At 69.7% G+C, this 19,494-nt stretch carries 19 protein-coding genes and 1 riboswitch; of the genes, 9 read left to right on the top strand and 10 right to left on the bottom strand.

From position 1 onward, the window contains the following. Window positions 1–42 precede the first annotated feature (42 nt). On the top strand, window positions 43–462 hold the full coding sequence (locus AB0947_RS26150; RefSeq protein ID WP_366752753.1) for a heme-binding protein: 420 nt from the start codon (window positions 43–45) through the stop codon (window positions 460–462). 79 nt (window positions 463–541) lie between these two features. Here AB0947_RS26150 and AB0947_RS26145 read toward each other — a convergent pair whose 3' ends face one another. From AB0947_RS26145 to AB0947_RS26120, 6 genes are all read right to left on the bottom strand, one after another. Continuing rightward, window positions 542–1,408, bottom strand: a complete 867-nt coding sequence (locus tag AB0947_RS26145) for a GNAT family N-acetyltransferase (protein WP_366752752.1) — start codon at window positions 1,406–1,408, stop codon at window positions 542–544. A 222-nt stretch (window positions 1,409–1,630) separates the two neighbouring features. After that, entirely contained in the window at window positions 1,631–2,113 is a 483-nt protein-coding gene (locus AB0947_RS26140; RefSeq protein WP_366752751.1) for an NUDIX hydrolase, read from the bottom strand. An 87-nt stretch (window positions 2,114–2,200) separates the two neighbouring features. Continuing rightward, entirely contained in the window at window positions 2,201–3,106 is a 906-nt protein-coding gene (locus AB0947_RS26135; RefSeq protein WP_366752750.1) for a LysR family transcriptional regulator, read from the bottom strand. Window positions 3,107–3,320: 214 nt separating this feature from the next. Further along, window positions 3,321–4,466, bottom strand: coding sequence for a cystathionine gamma-lyase (locus AB0947_RS26130; RefSeq protein ID WP_366752749.1), 1,146 nt, complete (start codon window positions 4,464–4,466; stop codon window positions 3,321–3,323). Further along, complete coding sequence (locus AB0947_RS26125; protein WP_366752748.1) at window positions 4,463–4,954, bottom strand: low molecular weight protein-tyrosine-phosphatase; 492 nt, start codon at window positions 4,952–4,954, stop codon at window positions 4,463–4,465. Before AB0947_RS26125 ends, AB0947_RS26130 begins: the two co-directional genes overlap by 4 nt. Before the next feature lie 4 nt (window positions 4,955–4,958). Then, window positions 4,959–5,336 (bottom strand): phage holin family protein, encoded by a 378-nt coding sequence (locus AB0947_RS26120; protein ID WP_366752747.1) that lies wholly within the window; start codon window positions 5,334–5,336, stop codon window positions 4,959–4,961. Between the two features lie 104 nt (window positions 5,337–5,440). Between AB0947_RS26120 and AB0947_RS26115 the strand changes: the two genes are divergently transcribed. From AB0947_RS26115 to AB0947_RS26100, 4 genes are all read left to right on the top strand, one after another. Continuing rightward, window positions 5,441–5,758 carry a cupin domain-containing protein gene (locus tag AB0947_RS26115; RefSeq protein WP_366752746.1) on the top strand — a complete coding sequence of 106 codons (318 nt, stop codon included), beginning with the start codon at window positions 5,441–5,443 and terminating at the stop codon, window positions 5,756–5,758. 134 nt (window positions 5,759–5,892) lie between these two features. Next, the gene (locus AB0947_RS26110; RefSeq protein WP_356118675.1) at window positions 5,893–6,105 is read left to right on the top strand and encodes a DUF5326 family protein; all 213 of its coding nucleotides are present in this window, start codon (window positions 5,893–5,895) and stop codon (window positions 6,103–6,105) included. Between the two features lie 469 nt (window positions 6,106–6,574). Continuing rightward, window positions 6,575–7,309, top strand: coding sequence for an IclR family transcriptional regulator C-terminal domain-containing protein (locus AB0947_RS26105; protein WP_366752827.1), 735 nt, complete (start codon window positions 6,575–6,577; stop codon window positions 7,307–7,309). Window positions 7,310–7,408: 99 nt separating this feature from the next. Then, window positions 7,409–7,846 carry an SsgA family sporulation/cell division regulator gene (locus AB0947_RS26100; protein ID WP_030640078.1) on the top strand — a complete coding sequence of 146 codons (438 nt, stop codon included), beginning with the start codon at window positions 7,409–7,411 and terminating at the stop codon, window positions 7,844–7,846. 129 nt (window positions 7,847–7,975) lie between these two features. Here the strand turns inward: AB0947_RS26100 and AB0947_RS26095 are convergent, their stop codons facing one another. Beyond that, window positions 7,976–9,376 carry a YibE/F family protein gene (locus AB0947_RS26095; RefSeq protein ID WP_366752745.1) on the bottom strand — a complete coding sequence of 467 codons (1,401 nt, stop codon included), beginning with the start codon at window positions 9,374–9,376 and terminating at the stop codon, window positions 7,976–7,978. 72 nt (window positions 9,377–9,448) lie between these two features. Then, window positions 9,449–9,626: riboswitch (TPP riboswitch) on the top strand. Here AB0947_RS26095 and thiC point away from each other — a divergent pair. Continuing rightward, complete coding sequence (gene thiC, locus AB0947_RS26090) at window positions 9,619–11,403, top strand: phosphomethylpyrimidine synthase ThiC (protein ID WP_366752744.1); 1,785 nt, start codon at window positions 9,619–9,621, stop codon at window positions 11,401–11,403. (Overlaps the previous riboswitch by 8 nt.) A gap of 116 nt (window positions 11,404–11,519) precedes the next feature. Here the strand turns inward: thiC and AB0947_RS26085 are convergent, their stop codons facing one another. From AB0947_RS26085 to AB0947_RS26075, 3 genes are all read right to left on the bottom strand, one after another. Next, a complete protein-coding gene (locus AB0947_RS26085; protein ID WP_366752743.1) occupies window positions 11,520–12,383 on the bottom strand; it encodes a hypothetical protein in 864 nt (287 codons plus the stop codon). A gap of 181 nt (window positions 12,384–12,564) precedes the next feature. Further along, entirely contained in the window at window positions 12,565–13,644 is a 1,080-nt protein-coding gene (locus tag AB0947_RS26080) for a metallophosphoesterase (RefSeq protein WP_366752742.1), read from the bottom strand. Between the two features lie 297 nt (window positions 13,645–13,941). Then, window positions 13,942–15,054: a LacI family DNA-binding transcriptional regulator gene (locus AB0947_RS26075; RefSeq protein WP_171154747.1), complete on the bottom strand. Its 1,113-nt coding sequence runs from the start codon at window positions 15,052–15,054 to the stop codon at window positions 13,942–13,944. 452 nt (window positions 15,055–15,506) lie between these two features. On the opposite strand from AB0947_RS26075, the gene hisC reads away from it, so the two are divergent. From hisC to cydB, 3 genes are all read left to right on the top strand, one after another. Next, window positions 15,507–16,586, top strand: coding sequence for a histidinol-phosphate transaminase (hisC, locus tag AB0947_RS26070; protein ID WP_366752741.1), 1,080 nt, complete (start codon window positions 15,507–15,509; stop codon window positions 16,584–16,586). A gap of 318 nt (window positions 16,587–16,904) precedes the next feature. After that, on the top strand, window positions 16,905–18,413 hold the full coding sequence (locus AB0947_RS26065) for a cytochrome ubiquinol oxidase subunit I (protein ID WP_366752740.1): 1,509 nt from the start codon (window positions 16,905–16,907) through the stop codon (window positions 18,411–18,413). 15 nt (window positions 18,414–18,428) lie between these two features. Further along, a complete protein-coding gene (gene cydB / locus AB0947_RS26060) occupies window positions 18,429–19,448 on the top strand; it encodes a cytochrome d ubiquinol oxidase subunit II (RefSeq protein WP_366752739.1) in 1,020 nt (339 codons plus the stop codon). Window positions 19,449–19,494: the final 46 nt, after the last annotated feature.

Raw genomic sequence — 19,494 nt, 5'->3', positions numbered from 1 at the left:
TACGGAAAGCACCCACACAGCACCACCCGAGGAGACATCTCCATGCCCACCACCGCTGTCGCCCCGCTCAGCATCGAGGACGCCGAGCTGTTGGTCGCCACCGCCCGCCGGGCGGCCGAGGACGCCGGAGTCGCCGTCAGCGTGACCGTCCTGGACGCCGGTGGCCACCTGCTCGCCTTCCGCCGGGACGACCGTGCCGTGCTGATCTCCGGCGAGACCAGCACCCGCAAGGCCTACACGGCCCTCCAGCTGAACGCGCCCACCGCCGACCTCGTCGACGCCGTTCAGCCCGGCGGCCTCTTCCACACCCTGCCCACGGCACTCGACCGGCCCCTGCTGTTCATCGCGGGCGGTGTCCCCGTCCACCGCGACGGCCGGCTGGTCGGCGCGATCGGTGTCGGCGGCGGTGCTCCGGACCAGGACCACGGCTTCGCCACCGCGGCCGTGCGGGCCCTGGCCTGAGCCACGGCGACAGCCCGGACCTCATGACACCGGCCCCGCCGCTTCGAGCGGCGGGGCCGGTGCGCGTCCGTCCGTCGGCTCAGCCCGCGGCGACCGTCAGCGGTGCGAACCGCCGGGTCCAGTCCCCCGGCAGGTCCGTGATGCCGTAGGTCATCACCGAGTTGAAGGCCACGGAGGCCAGGCCGCGCTCCTTCACCCAGGTCAGCAGCCCTTCATGGCGCACGTCGATGTCCGTCCGCAGTGGCCGGTCGGTATGGGCCGCCAGCGAGGCGATCAATGCCTTGGCGGTCTCCGTGTCCCGGGCGATCAGCGGACCGACGACATGGGTGTCCATATTGGGCCACGCGGCGGTGTAACCGATGAGGCGGCCGTCCTCCTCGGCCACCCGGAGCTGATCGGCGAAGGCGGGCAGGCGAGTGATCAGAGCGGTGCGATCGGTACCGAACACCTCCTCGTCGAGGCGCAGGATCGCCGGGAGGTCCTCTGCGGTGGCCGCGCGTGTGGCGATCCCGGAATCCCGGCCGCCGGGGAGGAAGCGGCCCCTCAACATCTCCGCCCGGCCCGTCACCTTGAAGCCCAGCTCCTCGTACAGAGGACGGCCGTACGGGGTGGCGTGCAGGGTCAGCGGAGTCGTCCCCATGCTGGACAGCACATGCCGCATCAGCCGGCGGCCGACGCCCTGACGGGCGTGTCGCCGGGCCACCAGCACCATGCCGATGGCGCCGAGATCCGGCCGCCCCCACCCGCCGTACTCCGTGACCACACACGCGGCGACAAGGCCGCCCTCAGGGTCGTCGATGCCGACGCCCTTCCCGGCCGTGAGAAGGAACCCCCACTTGTGTTCCTCGCGTGGCCACCCCCGGTCTTCGGACAGGTCGGCGCAGGCAGTGAGATCGCGAGGCGTCAGGCGGCGAATGGGCAGAGCGGTGAGGGAAGGAGTTGGCACGCAGGTCAGGCTGTCCGACGGGCACCCTCGCCGTCCACCCGTTTCGATGCGGACGCACGTGCTTTTGGCCATCTCGTAGCCCTGTGCACAGCCCGTGGACAGGCTCTGCGTGTTTCACGTGAAACATCGGCAGGTCACTAGCCTCCGGCCATGGCGGGGCTTCACTCGACGGCACGTTGCTGCTGCTCGGAACGACCGGAGGTCCCGCGAGGATGACCGCGCCTAGCCGAGGTCGGGGGCGTGCATGGCCCGTACCCCTTCGATGTTCCCGTCCAGGTAGTGGCGCAGGGACAGTGGGACGAGATGGACGGATGCGATGCCGACGCGGGTGAACGGAACACGGACGATCTCGTACTCGCCGGCGGGTTCGTCCACTTCGGGGCCGTGACGCAGGGAAGGGTCCATAGACTCCAGCCGACAGACGAAGAAGTGCTGTACCTTCACCCCGGTCGCGCCGCCGTCGTCACCGATGTGCTCCACCGTGTCCACGAAACACGGCACCACGTCGGTGATCTTGGCGCCGAGTTCCTCCTCCACCTCACGGTGCAGGGCGTCCACGACGGTCGAGTCCCCGGGTTCGACTCCCCCGCCGGGAGTGACCCAGTAGGGATCTACACCCGGCTTGGTGCGCTTGATCAGGATCAGGTCGTCACCGTCCAGGAGAACGGCACGGGCGGTGCGCTTGACCACGGGTCGGACGGTCATGGGAGAAATGTGGCCCGGCTGGTTCCACGTGAAACATCGCAAAGTGCCACGACCTGACCGCAGCACGTGTATCCGTGCCGTGCGGCGTCAGCACCAGGCCGTGGCGGCACGCTGGAGCCACTCATGGGCCCGGGCGATATGGGGCAGGGCGAGCGTGCCGGTCCGCACCACCAGGAAGTACGTACGCAGGGGCGGGACCGCCGGATCGTGCAGGGTGACGATCGAGCCGTCCTCCAGTGCCGGGGCACACAGGTAGCGGGGCAGCACCGCCAGTCCGGCCCCGGCGGTGACGCAGGAGAGCACGGCCCGGAGATCCGGGACGATGACCGTGCCCGTGGCGGCCGGGCGGGAGTCGAAGACGGAGGCCCAGTAGCGCGAGACGAACGGCAGCGATTCGTGGACCTCCACGAGCGGCAGGTGCTCCAGGGCCGGGGCGCCCTTCAGCCGCAGGGTGTCCGAGTCGATCCGCTCAGCCCAGCGAGGGGCCGCCACCAGCACATGCTCCTCGTCGCAGAGCGGGGTGGCGGTGAGCAGGGCCCCACGCGGCCATGCCGTGCTGATGGCCAGGTCATGAAGGCCGCAGGCCAGCCCCTTCAGCACCTCTTCGGTCGTCCCGAAGGAGGCCCGTAACGCGAAGCTCCGGCCGTCGTCGCCGGTCAGCTCGCTGAGTGCCGGCAGAGCACGTTCGGCGGTGAACTCGGCGGGACCCGCCAGGTGCAGCGTCCGGGACGAGCACTCGTCGTCCAGGCCGCTCTCCACTATCTCCACCAGGGCGTCGAGATGCGGTGCGGCCCTGTGCGCCAGTTCGTCGCCGACGGTCGTCGGGGTCACTCCGCGCGCCTGGCGGAGGAACAGCGGTCTGCCGAGCTGACGCTCCAGCGTGCGGATCTGCGAGGTGACGGCGGGCTGGGAGAGGCCGAGCAGGGCTGCGGCCCGGGTGAAGGAGCCGGCTCTGTGCACGGCGACGAAGGTCCGCAGCAAGGCCAGATCCATGGCACGCCCTCCCCTGTCGCTGCCTCCTCCGGCCCCCAGGCAGGCACCAACTATAAATATGTCGATAGGCTTCTGTCGTTAGCGTGATTGGACACTGACCCAGAGTCAACTAGCCTGGTTCGCACGGTCTTTCCCCTGGGAAAGCCGCAGACGGTCCGAGCCACGAGGGGGGAGGCTCGGACCGTCCTGACGACAGCGGCGGGGGAGACGGACGCTACTCGGCGGACTCGTCCAGGGCGCGCAGCACGTCTGCCACCAGGTCCTCCGGGTCCTCCGCGCCGACGGACATGCGGATGAAGCCCTCCGGGACGGCGTCCCCGCCCCAGCGGCGGCGGCGTTCGGCCGTGGACCGCACCCCGCCGAAACTCGTCGCGTCCTCCACCAGCCTCAGGGCAGCCAGGAAACGCTCGGCACGCGCGCGCGTGGGCAGGGTGAACGAGACGACGGAGCCGTAGCGCCGCATCTGCTGCGTGGCGGTCTTGTGCGAGGGGTCGTCGGGCAGGCCCGGGTAGCGCAGGCCGGAGACCTCGGGCCGCTGCCGCAGTGCCTCGGCGACGGCCAGGGCAGTGGCGTTCTGCCGGTCGACGCGCAGCTGGAGCGTGGCGATGGACCGGTGCGCGAGCCATGCCTCCATGGGGCCGGAAATGGCGCCGACGATCTTGCGCCAGCGGCGCACGGCGGCCATCGCCTCGGTGTCGCGGCCGGTGACGTAACCCAACAGGACATCGCCGTGGCCGGTGAGCTGCTTGGTACCGCTCGCCACGGAGAAGTCGGCGCCCAGCTCCAGCGGACGCTGGCCGAGCGGGGTGGCCAGGGTGTTGTCGACGGCCACCAGGGCGCCACGCGCGTGGGCGGTCTCGGCCAGGCGCCGGATGTCGCAGACGTCGAGCCCGGGGTTGGACGGCGACTCGATCCACAGCAGCCGGGCCCCGTCGAGCACCTCCAGCTGGGCGTCCCCGCCGGTCGGCGCCGTGCGGACCTCCACGCCGTACGCCTCCAGCTGGGCGCCGACCAGCGGCAGCACCTGGTAGCCGTCGGACGGCAGGACGACCGCGTCCCCGGCGCGCAGCTGCGAGAACAGCACGGCGGAGATCGCCGCCATGCCGGAGGCGAAGACCAGCGTCTCGGCGTCCTGCCCGGGTGCCTCCAGCTCGCTGACGGCCCGCTCCAGCAGCGTCCAGGTCGGGTTGTCGTCCCGGCCGTACGCATACGGTCCCGAGACCTCACCGGGCAGGTGGAAGTGGGCCGCGAACACCGGTCCGGGCAGGGTCGGCTCGTTCTTGGCCGGCTCCGGCAGTCCCGCCCGCACCGCGCGCGTGCCGTCGCCGACGCGGCCCTCGTCCTTCGTGGCGTCGCTCATGCGGCCCGTCCTTCCAGTTCGTCCCTCACGGCGGCGAGCAGACCGGTGCTCGCCGCCTCCACCATCTCAAGACACTCCTCGAAGCCGTCCCGGCCCCCGTAGTACGGGTCCGGCACGTCGAGGTCATCACCGGCGGCGGGGTCGTAGGAGCGCAGCAGGCGTATCTTGCGCGCGTCCTCCGCGGTGGGCGCCAGACGGCGCAGGGCCTTGAGATGACCGGTGTCGAGGGCGATCACGAGGTCGAGACCGGCGAACCACGACGGCAGGAACTGGCGGGCGACGTGCTCGCTGTCGTAGCCGTGCTCCTGAAGGACCGAGACGGTACGCGGGTCGGCGGGCTCGCCCTCGTGCCAGCCGCCGGTGCCGGCGCTGTCGACCGCCACCAGGTCCTCCAGCCCGGCCTCCGCCACGCGCGCGCGGAAGACGGACTCCGCCATCGGGGAGCGGCAGATGTTGCCGGTGCACACGAAACAGACGCGGTAGGTCATGTACTCAGTCCTCGTCGGGCAGGACGACGTGCAGCGCCCAGGAGACGACGGAGATGATCAGGCCGCCGACGACGGCCGTCCAGAAACCGTCCACATGGAAACTCAGGTCCAGCTTGCCGCAGACCCAGGAGGTCAGCAGCAGCATCAGCGCGTTCACGACCAGGGTGATCAGGCCCAGGGTCAGGATGAACAGCGGGAAGGTGAGCACCTTCACGATCGGCTTGACCAACCAGTTCACCAGGCCGAAGATCAACGCGACGACGATCAGCGTGCCGGCCTTCTTGGCGGTGCTGTCACCCGTCAGGGTGATCTTGTCGAGCAGCCATACAGCGACCGCCAGGGCGCCTGCGTTGGCGATCGTCTTGACTACGAAATTCTTCATGTGTCTGATCGTGGCAGACCGGGCGGACCGTGGCCGGACGGACGGCGAGCGGTGCGACGGCGGGCAGCGGAACAGCGAGCAGTGAGGCGAGGGCGACAGCGGCGATGAAGGCATTCCGGCTGGATGATCTGGAGGCGGAACGCGCCGCCAACGAAGGCGCCTACCTGCAGTTCCTGCGCGAGCGGAACATGTCGGTGGGCCTCTACGCCCTCGACGCGGGTGAGCACGACCCGCAGAATCCGCACGGCCAGGACGAGGTGTACGTCGTGGTCAGCGGCCGGGCGTCGATCACCGTCGGCCTGGAGACGACGCAGGTGGCGCGGGGCAGCATCGTGTACGTGCCCGCCGGGGTCCCCCACAAGTTCCACCACATCAGCGAGGACCTCAGGGTGCTCGTCGTCTTCTCTCCACCCGAGGCGTGACCCCGCGGCCCCGAGTTCCCTAGGGGACGGGTCAGGGGAGGACAAGGGATGCGAGGCCCCCCTGAGGGCCCTCCGCGGCCCTAGCATCGAGTGCGGAACATCGACAACGCACATGAACGCAAAGGACGAGGGCGATGCGAGAGATCTTCGCGGGGCTGCCGTGGTGGGTGAAGTGGGTCGCGGTGCCAGTCATCGCCCTGGTCGTGTTCGGCGGCCTGATAGCGACGGTGGTCGGGTTCGTGATCGGTCTGCTGTTCAAGGCGTTGGTCTTCGTCGCCCTGGTCGGCGGACTGATCTACGTCGTCCGCAAGTTCATGGGGAACTCCTCGTCACGCAGCGACTGGTGAGACGCCCGGGAGCCGGTCACCCGTGACGGAGGGCCGGTTCCCTCGGGGGAGGGAAGTTTCTCCCGGGAGCCGTCCGCGGGCGGTGGCGGGCGGTTAAAGTCCGGAACTCCCCACGGGGGTCCTGCGCCGTGGGCGGCGCAGACCCCCCTCCGTGCTCTTGTCGCACGGGCTGCCCCTCGCGCTCCGGGAGTGACCCTTGGCCACGGTTGACACCGCACCGGCAGAACCCCACGCACCCCCCGCCCCACCGCGTTCCTGCGCACCCCCCGTCCAGCGACCGGTCCCGCTGGCCGTCCCGGGCCAGCCACAGGCGACGGACATCCCCGGACCCCCACGCGCCGCGGACGCTCCGGGACCCCCACGCGCCGAGGACGCCCCCGGACCCCCGCGAGCAGCGGACCGCTGCGGGCGACCGCTTTCCGCCGGCCGGCCGGGACCACCGGCCGCCCCCGCCCCCGTCGCCACGCTCATCGGGTCCGTCCAGCGCGCCATGCGCCTGCTGGAGACCGTCGCCGCGCACGCGTACGGCGCTCCCGCCAAACAACTCGCCCGTGAGACCGGCCTCGCGCTGCCCACGACGTACCACCTGCTGCGCACCCTGGTCCACGAGGGCTATCTGCGCCGCGAGAAGGGGCTGTTCTTCCTCGGTGACGCGGCGGAGCGACTGGGCCGCAGTGGAGCGCAGCAGAAACGTCGCAGCACGGTGGCGGACACGCTCGCGCACTGGCGCGATTCCATCGGAGTGCCGGTGTACTACGCGATGTACCGGGACGGCGAGATCGAGGTCATGTGCGTCTCCGCCTCCCGTCAGGCGCCCGCGGTGGAAGAGTGGGCGGACTTCCGGGAGACCGGCCACGCGCACGCGATCGGACAGTGCCTGCTCTCCCAGCTGGACGAGGACGCGCGGCGCGACCACCTCGCCCGGTATCCCGTGCGGCCCATCACGCCGTACACCGTGCGCGACAACGACGTGCTGCTGCGTCGGCTCGCCCGGACGCGGCGCATGGAACCGGTGGTGGAGCGCCAGGAGTACGCGGTCGGCACCGTCTGCGCGGCGGTCCCGATCACGGTCGGCACCACCGCGGCCACCATGGCCATCTCCTTGCCCGTCCACCAGGCCGACCGGCTGATGCCCGCCGCGCACCGGCTCCAGGGGGAGATCGGGCGGCACCTGGGGTCGCTCAGCCTCTCTATCAGTATCTGAAAACTCACTCCTTGTGATCTCTTGTGTACTTTCAGCAAGATTTGACCACGGTCAGAGGGATCAATCCCGGCCAGTCGATGTCATATGACGGGATAGGCAATGCGCGAGTCCGTACAGGCAGAAGTCATGATGAGCTTTCTCGTGTCGGAGGAGCTCTCCTTCCGCATCCCGGTGGAGTTGCGCTACGAGACCTGTGATCCGTATGCCGTACGCCTCACCTTCCATCTGCCCGGCGACGCCCCGGTGACCTGGGCCTTCGGGCGGGAGCTGCTGATCGACGGGGTCGGCCGCCCGTGCGGGGAGGGGGACGTGCACATCGCCCCCGTCGAGTCCGAGGTGCTCGGTGAGGTGCTGATCCGGCTTCAGGTCGGCGGCGACCAGGCCCTGTTCCGCTCGTCGGCGCCACCGCTCGTGGCCTTCCTCGACCGGACGGACAAGCTCGTTCCGCTCGGCCAGGAGGGTGCGCTCGCCGACTTCGACGCCCATCTCGACGAGGCCCTGGACCGCATCCTGGCAGAGGAGCAGAGCGCCGGCTGAAACGCTGGGCAAGGGGTGGTGGGCGGTCCGCCGTGCCACACGGCTGTGCAGGAACGCTTCTGCGGCGGACGGCTGACGGCTAGCGGCTCATCCCTCCGTGCGTCACCGCGTCCGGCTCATCTTCCCGCGTCACCGCTTCCGGCGTCGGCCCCGGCCGCCGCGTGCCGGTGCGGGCTGTGTCGCTGCGGTCGCCGGGGCAGCAGGACCGGTCCGGTCGGCCGACACGACGAGCGCGGCCAGTGCGGTGGTGACCGGGACCGAGGCGACCAGACCGATCGAGCCGACCAGCGTGCGCACGATCTCCTCGGCCACCAGCTCGCTGTTGGCCACGGTGCCGATGCTGCTCTGCGCGATCGAGAACAGCAGCAGCAACGGCAGTGCGGCACCGGCGTAGGCGAGCACCAGGGTGTTGACCACGGACGCGATGTGGTCGCGGCCGATGCGGATGCCCGCCCGGTACAGCCCGCGCCAGCCCATCGACGGATTGGCCTCGTGCAGCTCCCAGACGGCCGAGGTCTGTGTCACCGTCACGTCGTCCAGGACGCCGAGCGAACCGATGATGACGCCGGCCAGCAGCAGACCGCTCATGTCGATCGACGGATACAGGCCGTGGATCAGGCCGGTGCTGTCGTCCGTGTTACCGGTCAGTGCGGCCCAGCCGATGAACAGTGACCCGAGCATGCCGATCAGGCAGAGCGAGATCAGCGTGCCGAGCACCGCCACCGACGTGCGCGCCGACAGCCCGTGGCACATGTACAGGGCGATGAGCATGATGGCGCTCGCCCCCACCACGGCCACCAGCAGCGGGTTCGCCCCCTCCAGGATCGCCGGCAGGATGAACAGCGTCAGCACGAGGAAACTCACGGCGAGTGCGACCAGTGCCATGACTCCGCGCACCCGGCCCACGACCACGACGGCCACCGCGAAGATCCCCGCGAGCAGTGCCATGGGGAACTTCCGGTTCACATCGGTCACCGAGTACTGCAGGTCCTTGGGGGCCGAGGGCTCGTAGGCGACCACGACCTTCTCGCCCTGGTGCAGTTGCCGCGACTGGTCGGGCTGCACGATCTCGGTGAAGGTACGGCCCTCGTCCTTACCGGTGTCGATCCGGATGGTGGCCCTCTTGCAGGTCCGGTTGGCCTCCGCCTCCGCCGGCGTGCCCTCGGCGGTGGAGGTGTCGCCGGCCGGAGTGCCGCCGGAGGCGTTCACCGACTTGCAGCTGACCTCGACGACCCTGCTGACCGTGGCCTGTTGGGTCTGCCGGTCGAAGCCGACGCCGGTGCGCTTGTGGGAGGGGGCTTGCCCCGGCCAGAGCACCACGAGGCCGACCAGGACCGCTGCGGTGAAGGGGACCAGGACCGCCGCGATGACCTTGCGCAGGTGCCGGGAGACGGGGGTGGCGGGCCCGTGGCTGTGGCCGTGTGAGTGGCCGTGGCCGCGTGGACCGTGGCTGTGTCCGTCACCCTGTTCCGGGCCGTCTCGGCGGGGCGGCTCGGGCGGCTGGTAAGGGTACTGCTCGATCCTGGTCACCGCCCGATCATCGCAAGAACGGCGGAGGGCCCACTGTTCACCGCGCCACACATGGCGCTAGCGTGGAGGCACCTTTGCACACGCGGGAGCTCGGAGCACCGGGCTGAGAGGGCGCTGACCTCCGTACACGCGATGTTTCACGTGGAACAAGAGGTGTTCCGCAGGAAACGTCGCCAGACGGACACCGCTGCGTCGACCGCCGAACCTGTTACCGGGTAATGCCGGCGTAGGGAGTAGGTCTCATGGCCAACAAGGACGCACGCACGCCTGCCTCCGTCCAGGACGAGAAGTCCCCGGAGGCCGGGAAGTCCATCGGCTGGCACAAGGCGTACGTCGAGGGCTCGCGCCCCGATCTGCGCGTGCCGGTCCGTCAGGTGCACCTCACCAACGGGCAGTCGGTCACGCTGTACGACACATCGGGCCCGTACACCGATCCACTCGCCGACACGGACGTCCGCCGTGGCCTGCCGCCGCTGCGGGAGAACTGGATCACCGCCCGCGGCGATACCGAGGAGTACGCGGGACGTCCGGTCCGTGCCGAAGACGACGGCATCAAGCACACCTCGCCGCGCGGCGGGCTGCGGAACCTGGACGCGGTCTTCCCCGGACGCCCGCGTCAGCCGCGACGGGGCCGCGACGGCCAGGCGGTGACGCAGCTCGCGTACGCCCGCCGTGGCGAGATCACGCCGGAGATGGAGTTCGTGGCGCTCCGGGAGAACGTTTCCCCCGAGGTGGTGCGCGAGGAGATCGCGGCGGGCCGGGCGGTGCTGCCCGCCAACGTCAACCACCCGGAGATCGAGCCGATGATCATCGGCAAGCGGTTCCTGGTGAAGGTGAACGCCAACATCGGCAACTCCGCGGTGACGTCCTCCATCGAGGAGGAGGTCGAGAAGATGACCTGGGCGACCCGCTGGGGCGCCGACACGGTCATGGACCTGTCCACCGGCCGCAACATCCACACCACTCGCGAGTGGGTCCTGCGCAACTCCCCCGTTCCCATCGGCACGGTGCCGCTCTACCAGGCACTGGAGAAGGTCGACGGCAAGGCCGAGGAACTGACCTGGGAGATCTACAAGGACACCGTCATCGAGCAGGCCGAGCAGGGCGTGGACTACATGACGGTCCACGCGGGCGTCCGGCTGGCCTACGTGCCGCTCACTGCCCATCGCAAGACCGGCATCGTCTCGCGCGGCGGTTCGATCATGGCCGCGTGGTGCCTGGCGCACCACAAGGAATCGTTCCTGTACGAGAACTTCGAGGAGCTGTGCGAGATCCTCGCCGCCTACGACGTCACGTACTCGCTGGGTGACGGCCTTCGGCCGGGGTCGATCGCGGACGCCAACGACGAGGCGCAGTTCGCGGAGTTGAGGACGCTCGGGGAACTCAACCGGATTGCCAGGCGTTTCCACGTACAGACGATGATCGAGGGCCCGGGACACGTCCCGATGCACAAGATCAAGGAGAACATCGACCTTCAGCAGGAGATCTGCGATGAAGCCCCGTTCTATACGCTCGGCCCGCTGACCACGGACGTCGCGCCGGCGTACGACCACATCACCTCCGGCATCGGTGCCGCGATGATCGCCTGGTGGGGTACGGCGATGCTCTGCTACGTCACGCCCAAGGAGCACCTCGGCCTGCCCAACCGGGACGACGTCAAGACCGGCGTCATCACCTACAAGATCGCCGCACACGCGGCCGACCTCGCCAAGGGGCATCCCGGAGCGCAGGAGTGGGACGACGCGCTGTCCGACGCCCGCTTCGAGTTCCGCTGGGAGGACCAGTTCAACCTCGCGCTGGACCCGGACACGGCACGGGAGTTCCACGACGAGACCCTGCCGGCCGAGCCCGCCAAGACGGCGCACTTCTGCTCCATGTGCGGCCCGAAGTTCTGCAGCATGAAGATCTCGCAGGACATCCGGCGTGAGCACGGCGGCAGCCGGGCCGAGATCGAGGAGGGCATGGCCCGGAAGTCACAGGAGTTCGCGGCCGCGGGCAACCGGGTGTACCTGCCGATCGCGGACTGAGCGCAGCACGCTGAACTCGCCGCGCCGGCCGGTCCCATGACGGCCGGCTGGTGCGGCGGGGCCTGAGGGCCGACGGCCGGCCGGTGTGGTGGCAGCACACCGGTGGGCCGGCCGGATCACTCGGGCTGGTGTTCCGGGCCTCCGAAGTCCGGGCTCGTGTAGTCGGGGCTGGTGAAGCTCGGGCGGCCGGTCGCGGTGCCGTCGCCGGGGCTGCTGAAGCCGGGGCGGTCGTAACCGAGGCGGGGTATGCGGCCGGTCGGTGCGGGCGGGATCGACGAGTGCCCGGCGGTGGTGCCGGGCTCGGCGAGTGCCTCCCGGAGGAAGGGCAGGATGCCGCGCTCCAGCAGGGCGTCCCGCCACGCCTCCCTGGCCCTTGCGAGTTCCTCGCGGGCCGCGTCCCGTGCCCGGTCGTCCGCCGGGGTGCTGTTGCGCAGAGCGGTGAGCAGCAGTCCGACCGCGGCGACGAGGACGGTCGCCGCGGTGACGGCACCGAACACCCACCCGGCGGTGAGCATGGTCCGGGCGAAGGTGCGGCCGGGGTCGAGCGCCTTCAGGACGTAGCCGACGAGCAGGAAGATCACCGCGGCGGTCCCGGAGAGGACGGGAGCCAGGACGGCGACGACCGCGATGGCGCCCGCGCCGGTGCTCTCGGCGGCTTCCCCGAGGGTGGTGGCGAGGCCCGCGGCGGTCGAACCCGGGCTGTCCTCCTCGGAGTCGCCGACGGCCGGCGGGCCGGACAGCGCCGGGTGACGCAGTGCGTCGCGCAGCTTGACGTAGTGCTGGTACTCGGCCGCCGCCGCCGGCGTGATCAGGGCGGAGGCGTTGAGGGCCATGGTGCGCAGTTGTTCGGAGTTGAGCCGCTGTCCGACAGCGGCCAGTTCCGGTCGGTGCGGTGCGGAGCGCAGCGCCTCATCGAGGAGCCGCTCGAATTCCTGGCGGTCCTCGCTCTGCAGGTGCTGCGGAACGCTGTTCATGTGCATCCCCCGATGCTCCGTAGGGCTTGGGGCTCGCACGCCGGCGAGCCGTCGGGCAGAAACGGAGGGGAGCCTGCTACGGATAAGCCGATGGTAGAGCCGTGACGGCGCGCGGTGACAGGGGATTGCCGGAATTCGCGGTCCGGCCTGCGGGTACGCGGCTGGGGGATGCCTGCCGGACTAACGGTCAGCCGTCGAGGGGAAGTTGTTGGACCAGCAGTTTCCCGGCCATGGTCACTCCACCGTCCATGGCGATGGCGAGTCCGTCGGCGTAGACGTGCGGTCCCTCGACGACCGGGCGGGTGCTCTCCTCGCCGTCCTCGGAGCCGACCTGGCCGAGGAGATAGGGAATGGGGCTGTGCCCATGAACGACCCGGGTGCCGCCGTACGTATCGAGGAGCGAGCGTACGGCGTCGGCGCCGCCCTCGTCGCGGAAGGAGAAGCGTTTGGTGAACTTGCGGAACAGGTCCCAGACCTCGTCGGCGTCGTTGCGGGTCAGAGCCTCGCGGACGGTGTCGTTGACCGCCTCGATGGAGTCGCCGTAATCGAGGTAGGCGGTGGTGTCCGAGTGGAGGAGCAGATAGCCGTCGACCTCCTCGACGGCGTCGAGGCGGGCCATCCACTGCAGATGGTGGTCCTGGAGGCGGTCCATGTCGGTCTTCTGGCCGCCGTTGAGCAGCCAGGCCGCCTGGAAGGTGGCGGTGCCCGCGCCGGAGGTGACGGGCGTGTCGCCGAACCGCTTGGCACCGAGGAGCAGCAGCTCGTGGTTGCCCATGAGGGCCTTGCAGTAGCCGCCGGCCGCCGCGGCCTCGGCGGACAGCCGCATGACCAGGTCGATGACGCCGATGCCGTCCGGGCCGCGGTCGGTGAAGTCGCCGAGGAACCACAGCCGGGCGGTGCCGGCGCACCACTGGCCCGAGGCGTCGATCAGGCCCTGCTCCTGCAGGGCCGCCACCAGCTCGTCCAGGTAGCCGTGGACGTCGCCGACGACGTAGAGCGGGCCGGGCCCGGTCGCGGGCTGCGGGGCCGGGGCGGCGGGGGCGGGCTCGACGGGCAGCTGGAGGGTGTCGCCGCGGTTGATGACGGGCAGGTCGCGCTGGGTCGGGGTGTAGCCCTCGGGGTACGCCTCGTCGGCGGGCGGTACGACGTCGCCGGGGTGGACGTGCTGGACGTACGGACCGGTCTCGTGGACGTACGCGGGTACCCGGAAATCGCGCAGCGTCGCCGTCCGCTCCGCCTCGGGTCCCTGACCGGCCCCCTGAGTCATCAGACCCCTCCACCATCGCGCCGCATCTGCACCGCTTCGGACTGCCTGGTCGCAGCGGTCCGCGGTGTCGTGGGCCCATCATAGGAACGCGCGTCGCGCCGTGTGATGACCCAGGGGTGGTGAATCGGAACAAGACTCCAGTTCACCGTGGCATTCGCCCCGTTTGGGCAGATGTTCGACGGGCTGTCGGCCGGCCGGTCCCTCGGTCCGGCGGGTCCGGCCCGCCCGCGGTGCGCCGACGGGTCACCCTGTGCCGCACCGGCCGGGTCCACGCGGAGGCCGGTGCGGCGGGCGGTGCTACGTGTCGTCCGGTGTCCGCGGCGGGCTGACCGTCGTGCGCGGCGACCGCCGCTGGGACGAGGTGCGCACGATCAGTTCGGTCGGTATCACCTGCTCGACGGGCTGGTCCGACTCGACGCCCTCGATGGCGTCGATGAGGAGCTGGACGACGGCGGTGCCGATGCGGCGCGGCTTCAGGGACAGGGTGGTGATGGGTGGCTCGGTGCTGGCGTACACGGTGGACTCGCTGCAGCACACGAGCAGCAGGTCGTCGGGGACGCGCAGGCCGTAGCGGCGGGCGGCGGCGAGCAGGTCGGTGCCGTTGGGGTCGAACAGCCCGTAGACCGCGTCGGGCCGGTCGGGGCGGGCGAGCAGCCGGTCCGCGGCGACGGCGCCCGCGCACGGGTCGTGGGCCGGGTAGGCCTCGTAGACCGGGTCCTGGCCGACCCGCTCGCACCAGCGCAGGTACGCGGTGGTCGACAGGTGCGTGTACGTGTCCGTCGTGGTGCCCGTGAGCAGGCCGATGCGGCGGGCGCCGGCGGCGGCGAGGTGGTCGAGGATGCCGAGTACGGCGGCCTCGTGGTCGTTGTCGACCCAGGCGGTCACGGGGAGCGCGCCGGCCGGGCGGCCGTCCGAGACGACCGGCAGTCCCTGCCGGACCAGCTCGCTGACCACCGGGTCCTGGTCGGAGGGGTCGATGACGACCGTGCCGTCCAGGGCGACGTTGGACCAGACGTCGTGGCGGGAGGTCGCGGGCAGGATGACCAGGGCGTAGCCGCGGGCGAGCGCGGCCGAGGTCGCGGCCCGGGCCATCTCGGCGAAGTAGGCGAACTCCGTGAAGGTGAAAGGTTCATCCCCGTACGTGGTCACGGTCAGGCCGATCAGGCCCGACTTGCCGGTACGGAGGGTGCGGGCGGCCGCCGACGGCCGGTACCCGAGCCGGTCGGCGACCTCGCGGACATGGCGCCGGGTGGCATCCGGGAGCCGGCCCTTGCCGTTGAGGGCGTCGGACACGGTCGTGATGGAGACCCCGGCGGCGGCGGCGACGTCCCTGATGCCCGCCCGACCCGGCCGGCTGCCTCGACGAGAGGTTTCCGCGCGGCTCACCTGGTGCTTCCCTGCTGCTGTCATGGCGAGCCGATAGTAGGGCTCATGCGGTGGGGTAGTGCGGACGCATATGCATGCGTTGACAGGCACGTTTCTGCATGGTCAATGGGTGCCAACTTCCTTGGAAAAAAAGGTTGTTGAGCGATCCAATAGTAAGACGTGGCTTGTCGACGCGGATGGACCTACCAAGTCCCCGATGTCTCGAAGAGGTCTCAACTCACCTGCACGGGGGATGCGCGCCACGGCGCAAGCTACCGGCGCATAGATATATGTACGGCGCGCCCCCCGAAACGTACGCCTTCGTACGAGGATGCCCTTGATGTCGGCCGAGGACGTGAGCTTCGCCTCTTCCCGTGGCGGTGGCCGCATTTCTGGGCGTCACGAACCTGTTCGCAGCGGCGCCGAATCCTCTTAAGGTGTGGAGTATTGGAGTCGGCGGTGTCGACGGGCCGCCGGTGGTCGCGAGGAGGACTGCGGTGAGCGAGACGAGCCCCAAGCTGCGCGCCGAGCTGGAGGGTATCCCCACCTACAAGCCGGGCAAGCCGGCCGCGGCCGGCGGACCGGTCGCCTACAAGCTGTCCTCCAACGAGAACCCGTACCCGCCGCTGCCCGGTGTGCTGGAGAGCGTGAGCGCGGCGGCCTGCGACTTCAACCGTTACCCGGACATGGCCTGCACCGGGCTGATGAACGAGCTGTCCGACCGCTTCGGTGTGCCGCTCTCCGACCTGGCCACCGGCACCGGCTCGGTGGGTGTCGCCCAGCAGCTGATCCAGGCCACCAGCGGCCCCGGTGACGAGGTGATCTACGCCTGGCGGTCGTTCGAGGCGTACCCGATCATCACGCAGATCAGCGGCGCCCGCTCGGTGCGGGTGCCGCTGACGCCGGGCGATGTGCACGACCTGGACGCGATGGCGGACGCGATCACCGACCGGACCCGGCTGGTCTTCGTCTGCAACCCCAACAACCCGACCGGCACGGTGGTGCGACGGGCCGAGCTGGAACGATTCCTCGACCGGGTGCCCACTGATGTGCTGGTGGTGCTGGATGAGGCCTACCGGGAGTTCATCCGCGACCCCGAGGTGCCCGACGGTGTCGAGCTGTACCGGAAGCGGCCCAACGTCTGCGTCCTGCGGACCTTCTCCAAGGCGTACGGGCTGGCCGGTCTGCGCGTCGGTTTCGCGATCGCCCATGAGTCGGTGGCGGCGGCGCTGCGCAAGACGGCGGTGCCGTTCGGGGTGAGCCAGCTGGCTCAGGAGGCCGCGATCGCTTCCCTGCGGGCCGAGGACGAGCTGCTGGGCCGGGTGGGCTCGCTGGTGTGCGAGCGCACACGCGTGGTCGACGCGCTGCGCGCCCAGGGCTGGACGGTGCCGGACACGCAGGCGAACTTCGTGTGGCTGCGGCTGGGGGAGAGCACGGTCCCCTTCGCACAGGCCTGTGAGGAGCACGGCGTGGTGATCCGGCCGTTCCCGGGCGAGGGTGTGCGGGTGACCGTCGGGGAGGCCGAGGCGAACGACATCTTCCTGAAGGTGGCGGAGGTCTTCCGCAAGGGACTGTAGTGCCGGCCTAGCTCTCACACCTGGTGCGGACCCGCGAGGCGGCGCCTCTCCGCCTCGCGGGTCCGTGTCCGGCTCCACGATCTGCCGGGCCTCCGTTCCACGTGAAACGGGAAGCCCTGTGCCGAAATACGCCTCCTCCATTGTCATGCGCTTGACAGGATGGCCCGGAGGGGACCCCCCTGCGCAGTCCGAAAATCAGTGAGTCATAATGGCTTGTGAATGTGAACGCTTTCACAAGCGTGTCTCGTTTGCTCTGTATGTGTGCAACAAAAGGGGCAAACCGCCGCTGTACCACGCCGCAGTAAGGAGAGTGACGACGTGGACCTGGCTCTGGCGCCGGAGACACTGGCGCGCTGGCAGTTCGGCATCACCACCGTCTACCACTTCCTGTTCGTTCCGCTGACGATCTCCCTGGCCGCGCTCACGGCCGGGCTGCAGACGGCCTGGGTGCGCACGGAGAAGGAGAAGTACCTCAGGGCGACGAAGTTCTGGGGCAAGCTCTTCCTGATCAACATCGCGATGGGCGTGGTCACCGGCATCGTGCAGGAGTTCCAGTTCGGCATGAACTGGTCCGACTACTCGCGTTTCGTCGGTGACATCTTCGGCGCCCCGCTCGCCTTCGAGGCGCTGATCGCCTTCTTCTTCGAGTCCACCTTCATCGGCCTGTGGATCTTCGGCTGGGACAAGCTGCCCAAGAAGATCCATCTGGCCTGCATCTGGATGGTCTCGATCGGCACGGTCCTGTCGGCGTACTTCATCCTCGCGGCGAACTCCTGGATGCAGCACCCGGTCGGCTACAAGATCGACAAGGCCAGGGGGCGGGCCGAGCTGACCGACTTCTGGGCCGTGCTGACCCAGAACACCGCCCTCAGCCAGGCCTTCCACACCCTGTCCGCGGCGTTCCTGACCGGTGGCGCCTTCATGGTGGGCATCTCCGCCTACCACCTGGCCCGCAAGAAGCACATCCGCGAGATGAAGACCTCGCTGCGGCTCGGCCTGGTCACGGTGGTCATCGCCGGCCTGCTCACCGCGGTCAGCGGCGACACCCTCGGCAAGGTGATGTTCAAGCAGCAGCCGATGAAGATGGCCGCCGCCGAGGCACTGTGGGACGGTCAGAAGCCGGCGCCGTTCTCGATCTTCGCCTACGGCGATGTGGACAAGGGCCACAACTCCGTGGCCATCGAGATCCCGGGCCTGCTGTCCTTCCTCGCCGACGACAACTTCAGCTCGTACGTGCCCGGCATCAACGACGTGAACAAGGCCGAGCAGCAGAAGTTCGGGCCCGGTGACTACCGGCCCAACATCCCCGTCGCCTTCTGGGGCTTCCGGTGGATGATCGGCTTCGGCATGGCCTCCTTCGCCATCGGGCTCGCCGGGCTCTGGCTGACCCGGAAGAAGTTCATGCTGCCGCAAGCGCTCAGGGTCGGCGAGGACGAGGTGCCGCACCTGGTGCTGTTCAAGAACAAGGCGCTCAGCCCGAAGCTCACGCCCTGGTACTGGCGCATCGCGACCTGGACCCTCGCCTTCCCGCTGATCGCCAACTCGTGGGGCTGGATCTTCACCGAGATGGGCCGCCAGCCGTGGGTCGTCTACGGCGTCCTCCAGACCCGGGACGCGGTCTCCCCCGGTGTCTCCCAGGGCGAGGTGCTCACCTCGATGACCGTCTTCACCGCGCTGTACGCCATCCTCGCCGTGGTCGAGGTCAGGCTGCTCGCGAAGTACGTCAAGTCCGGCCCGCCCGAGCTGACCGAGGCCGACCTCAACCCGCCCACGAAGATCGGCGGCGACACCCGTGACGCCGACAAGCCGATGGCCTTCTCGTACTAGGCCGAGGGAACAGTCATGGAACTACACGACGTCTGGTTCGTCCTGATCGCCGTCCTGTGGACCGGCTACTTCTTCCTGGAGGGATTCGACTTCGGGGTCGGCATCCTCACCAAGCTGCTGGCCCGTAACCGGCCCGAGCGCCGGGTGCTGATCAACACCATCGGCCCGGTCTGGGACGGCAACGAGGTGTGGCTGCTCACGGCGGGCGGCGCGACCTTCGCCGCGTTCCCCGAGTGGTACGCCACCCTCTTCTCCGGCTTCTACCTGCCCCTGCTGCTCATCCTGGTCTGCCTGATCGTCCGGGGTGTCGCCTTCGAGTACCGGGCCAAGAGGCCGGAGGAGAACTGGCAGCGCAACTGGGAGACGGCGATCTTCTGGACCTCCCTGCTCCCGGCGTTCCTGTGGGGCGTTGCCTTCGGGAACATCGTGCGGGGGGTGAAGCTCGACCGGAACTTCGAGTACGTCGGCACCGTCTGGGACCTGCTCAATCCCTACGCCCTGCTCGGTGGCCTGGTGACGCTCACGCTGTTCACCTTCCACGGAGCGGTGTTCACCGCGCTCAAGACGGTCGGGGAGATCCGGGTGCGGGCCCGGAAACTGGCCCTGTGGGTCGGTCTGGTCGCGACCGTCGTGGCGCTCGCCTTCCTGCTGTGGACGCAGGCCGACAGCGGCGACGGCAAGAGCCTGGTGGCTCTCATCGTGGCCGGCGTCGCCCTGGTGGCGGCTCTCGTGGCCAACCAGGCCGGGCGGGAGGGCTGGTCGTTCGCGCTGTCCGGCCTCACCATCGTGGCGGCCGTGGCGATGCTCTTCCTGTCGCTCTTCCCGAACGTCATGCCGTCCACCCTGAACGGGGACTGGAGCCTGACGGTCACCAACGCCTCGTCGAGCCCGTACACCCTGAAGATCATGACGTGGTGCGCGGCGATCGCCACGCCGCTCGTTCTGCTCTACCAGGGCTGGACCTACTGGGTCTTCCGTCAGCGGATCGGCACACAGCACATCGCTCCTGACGCTGCGGCCGGCGCCGCGCACTGAGTCCGCCGAGGGTGCGGTTTCACGTGAAACAGCACCCTCGGTACCG

This window comes from Streptomyces sp. NPDC047841, assembly GCF_040704085.1.
Taxonomy (GTDB): domain Bacteria; phylum Actinomycetota; class Actinomycetes; order Streptomycetales; family Streptomycetaceae; genus Streptomyces; species Streptomyces argyrophylli.
The sequence above is the reverse complement of the archived record's forward strand: the minus strand, read 5'-3'. Positions and strand labels throughout refer to the sequence as shown.

Excerpts from the sequence above, each read along its gene's own strand:
- thiC (WP_366752744.1), top strand. The coding sequence starts at position 9,619 with ATGGCCAACAAGGACGCACGCACGCCTGCCTCCGTCCAGGACGAGAAG.
- AB0947_RS26130 (WP_366752749.1), bottom strand. The coding sequence starts at position 4,466 with ATGAGCGACGCCACGAAGGACGAGGGCCGCGTCGGCGACGGCACGCGC.
- AB0947_RS26150 (WP_366752753.1), top strand. The coding sequence starts at position 43 with ATGCCCACCACCGCTGTCGCCCCGCTCAGCATCGAGGACGCCGAGCTG.
- AB0947_RS26085 (WP_366752743.1), bottom strand. The coding sequence starts at position 12,383 with ATGCACATGAACAGCGTTCCGCAGCACCTGCAGAGCGAGGACCGCCAG.
- AB0947_RS26135 (WP_366752750.1), bottom strand. The coding sequence starts at position 3,106 with ATGGATCTGGCCTTGCTGCGGACCTTCGTCGCCGTGCACAGAGCCGGC.
- cydB (WP_366752739.1), top strand. The coding sequence starts at position 18,429 with ATGGAACTACACGACGTCTGGTTCGTCCTGATCGCCGTCCTGTGGACC.
- AB0947_RS26140 (WP_366752751.1), bottom strand. The coding sequence starts at position 2,113 with ATGACCGTCCGACCCGTGGTCAAGCGCACCGCCCGTGCCGTTCTCCTG.
- AB0947_RS26125 (WP_366752748.1), bottom strand. The coding sequence starts at position 4,954 with ATGACCTACCGCGTCTGTTTCGTGTGCACCGGCAACATCTGCCGCTCC.
- AB0947_RS26100 (WP_030640078.1), top strand. The coding sequence starts at position 7,409 with ATGCGCGAGTCCGTACAGGCAGAAGTCATGATGAGCTTTCTCGTGTCG.
- AB0947_RS26075 (WP_171154747.1), bottom strand. The coding sequence starts at position 15,054 with ATGACAGCAGCAGGGAAGCACCAGGTGAGCCGCGCGGAAACCTCTCGT.
- AB0947_RS26120 (WP_366752747.1), bottom strand. The coding sequence starts at position 5,336 with ATGAAGAATTTCGTAGTCAAGACGATCGCCAACGCAGGCGCCCTGGCG.
- AB0947_RS26115 (WP_366752746.1), top strand. The coding sequence starts at position 5,441 with ATGAAGGCATTCCGGCTGGATGATCTGGAGGCGGAACGCGCCGCCAAC.
- AB0947_RS26110 (WP_356118675.1), top strand. The coding sequence starts at position 5,893 with ATGCGAGAGATCTTCGCGGGGCTGCCGTGGTGGGTGAAGTGGGTCGCG.
- AB0947_RS26080 (WP_366752742.1), bottom strand. The coding sequence starts at position 13,644 with ATGACTCAGGGGGCCGGTCAGGGACCCGAGGCGGAGCGGACGGCGACG.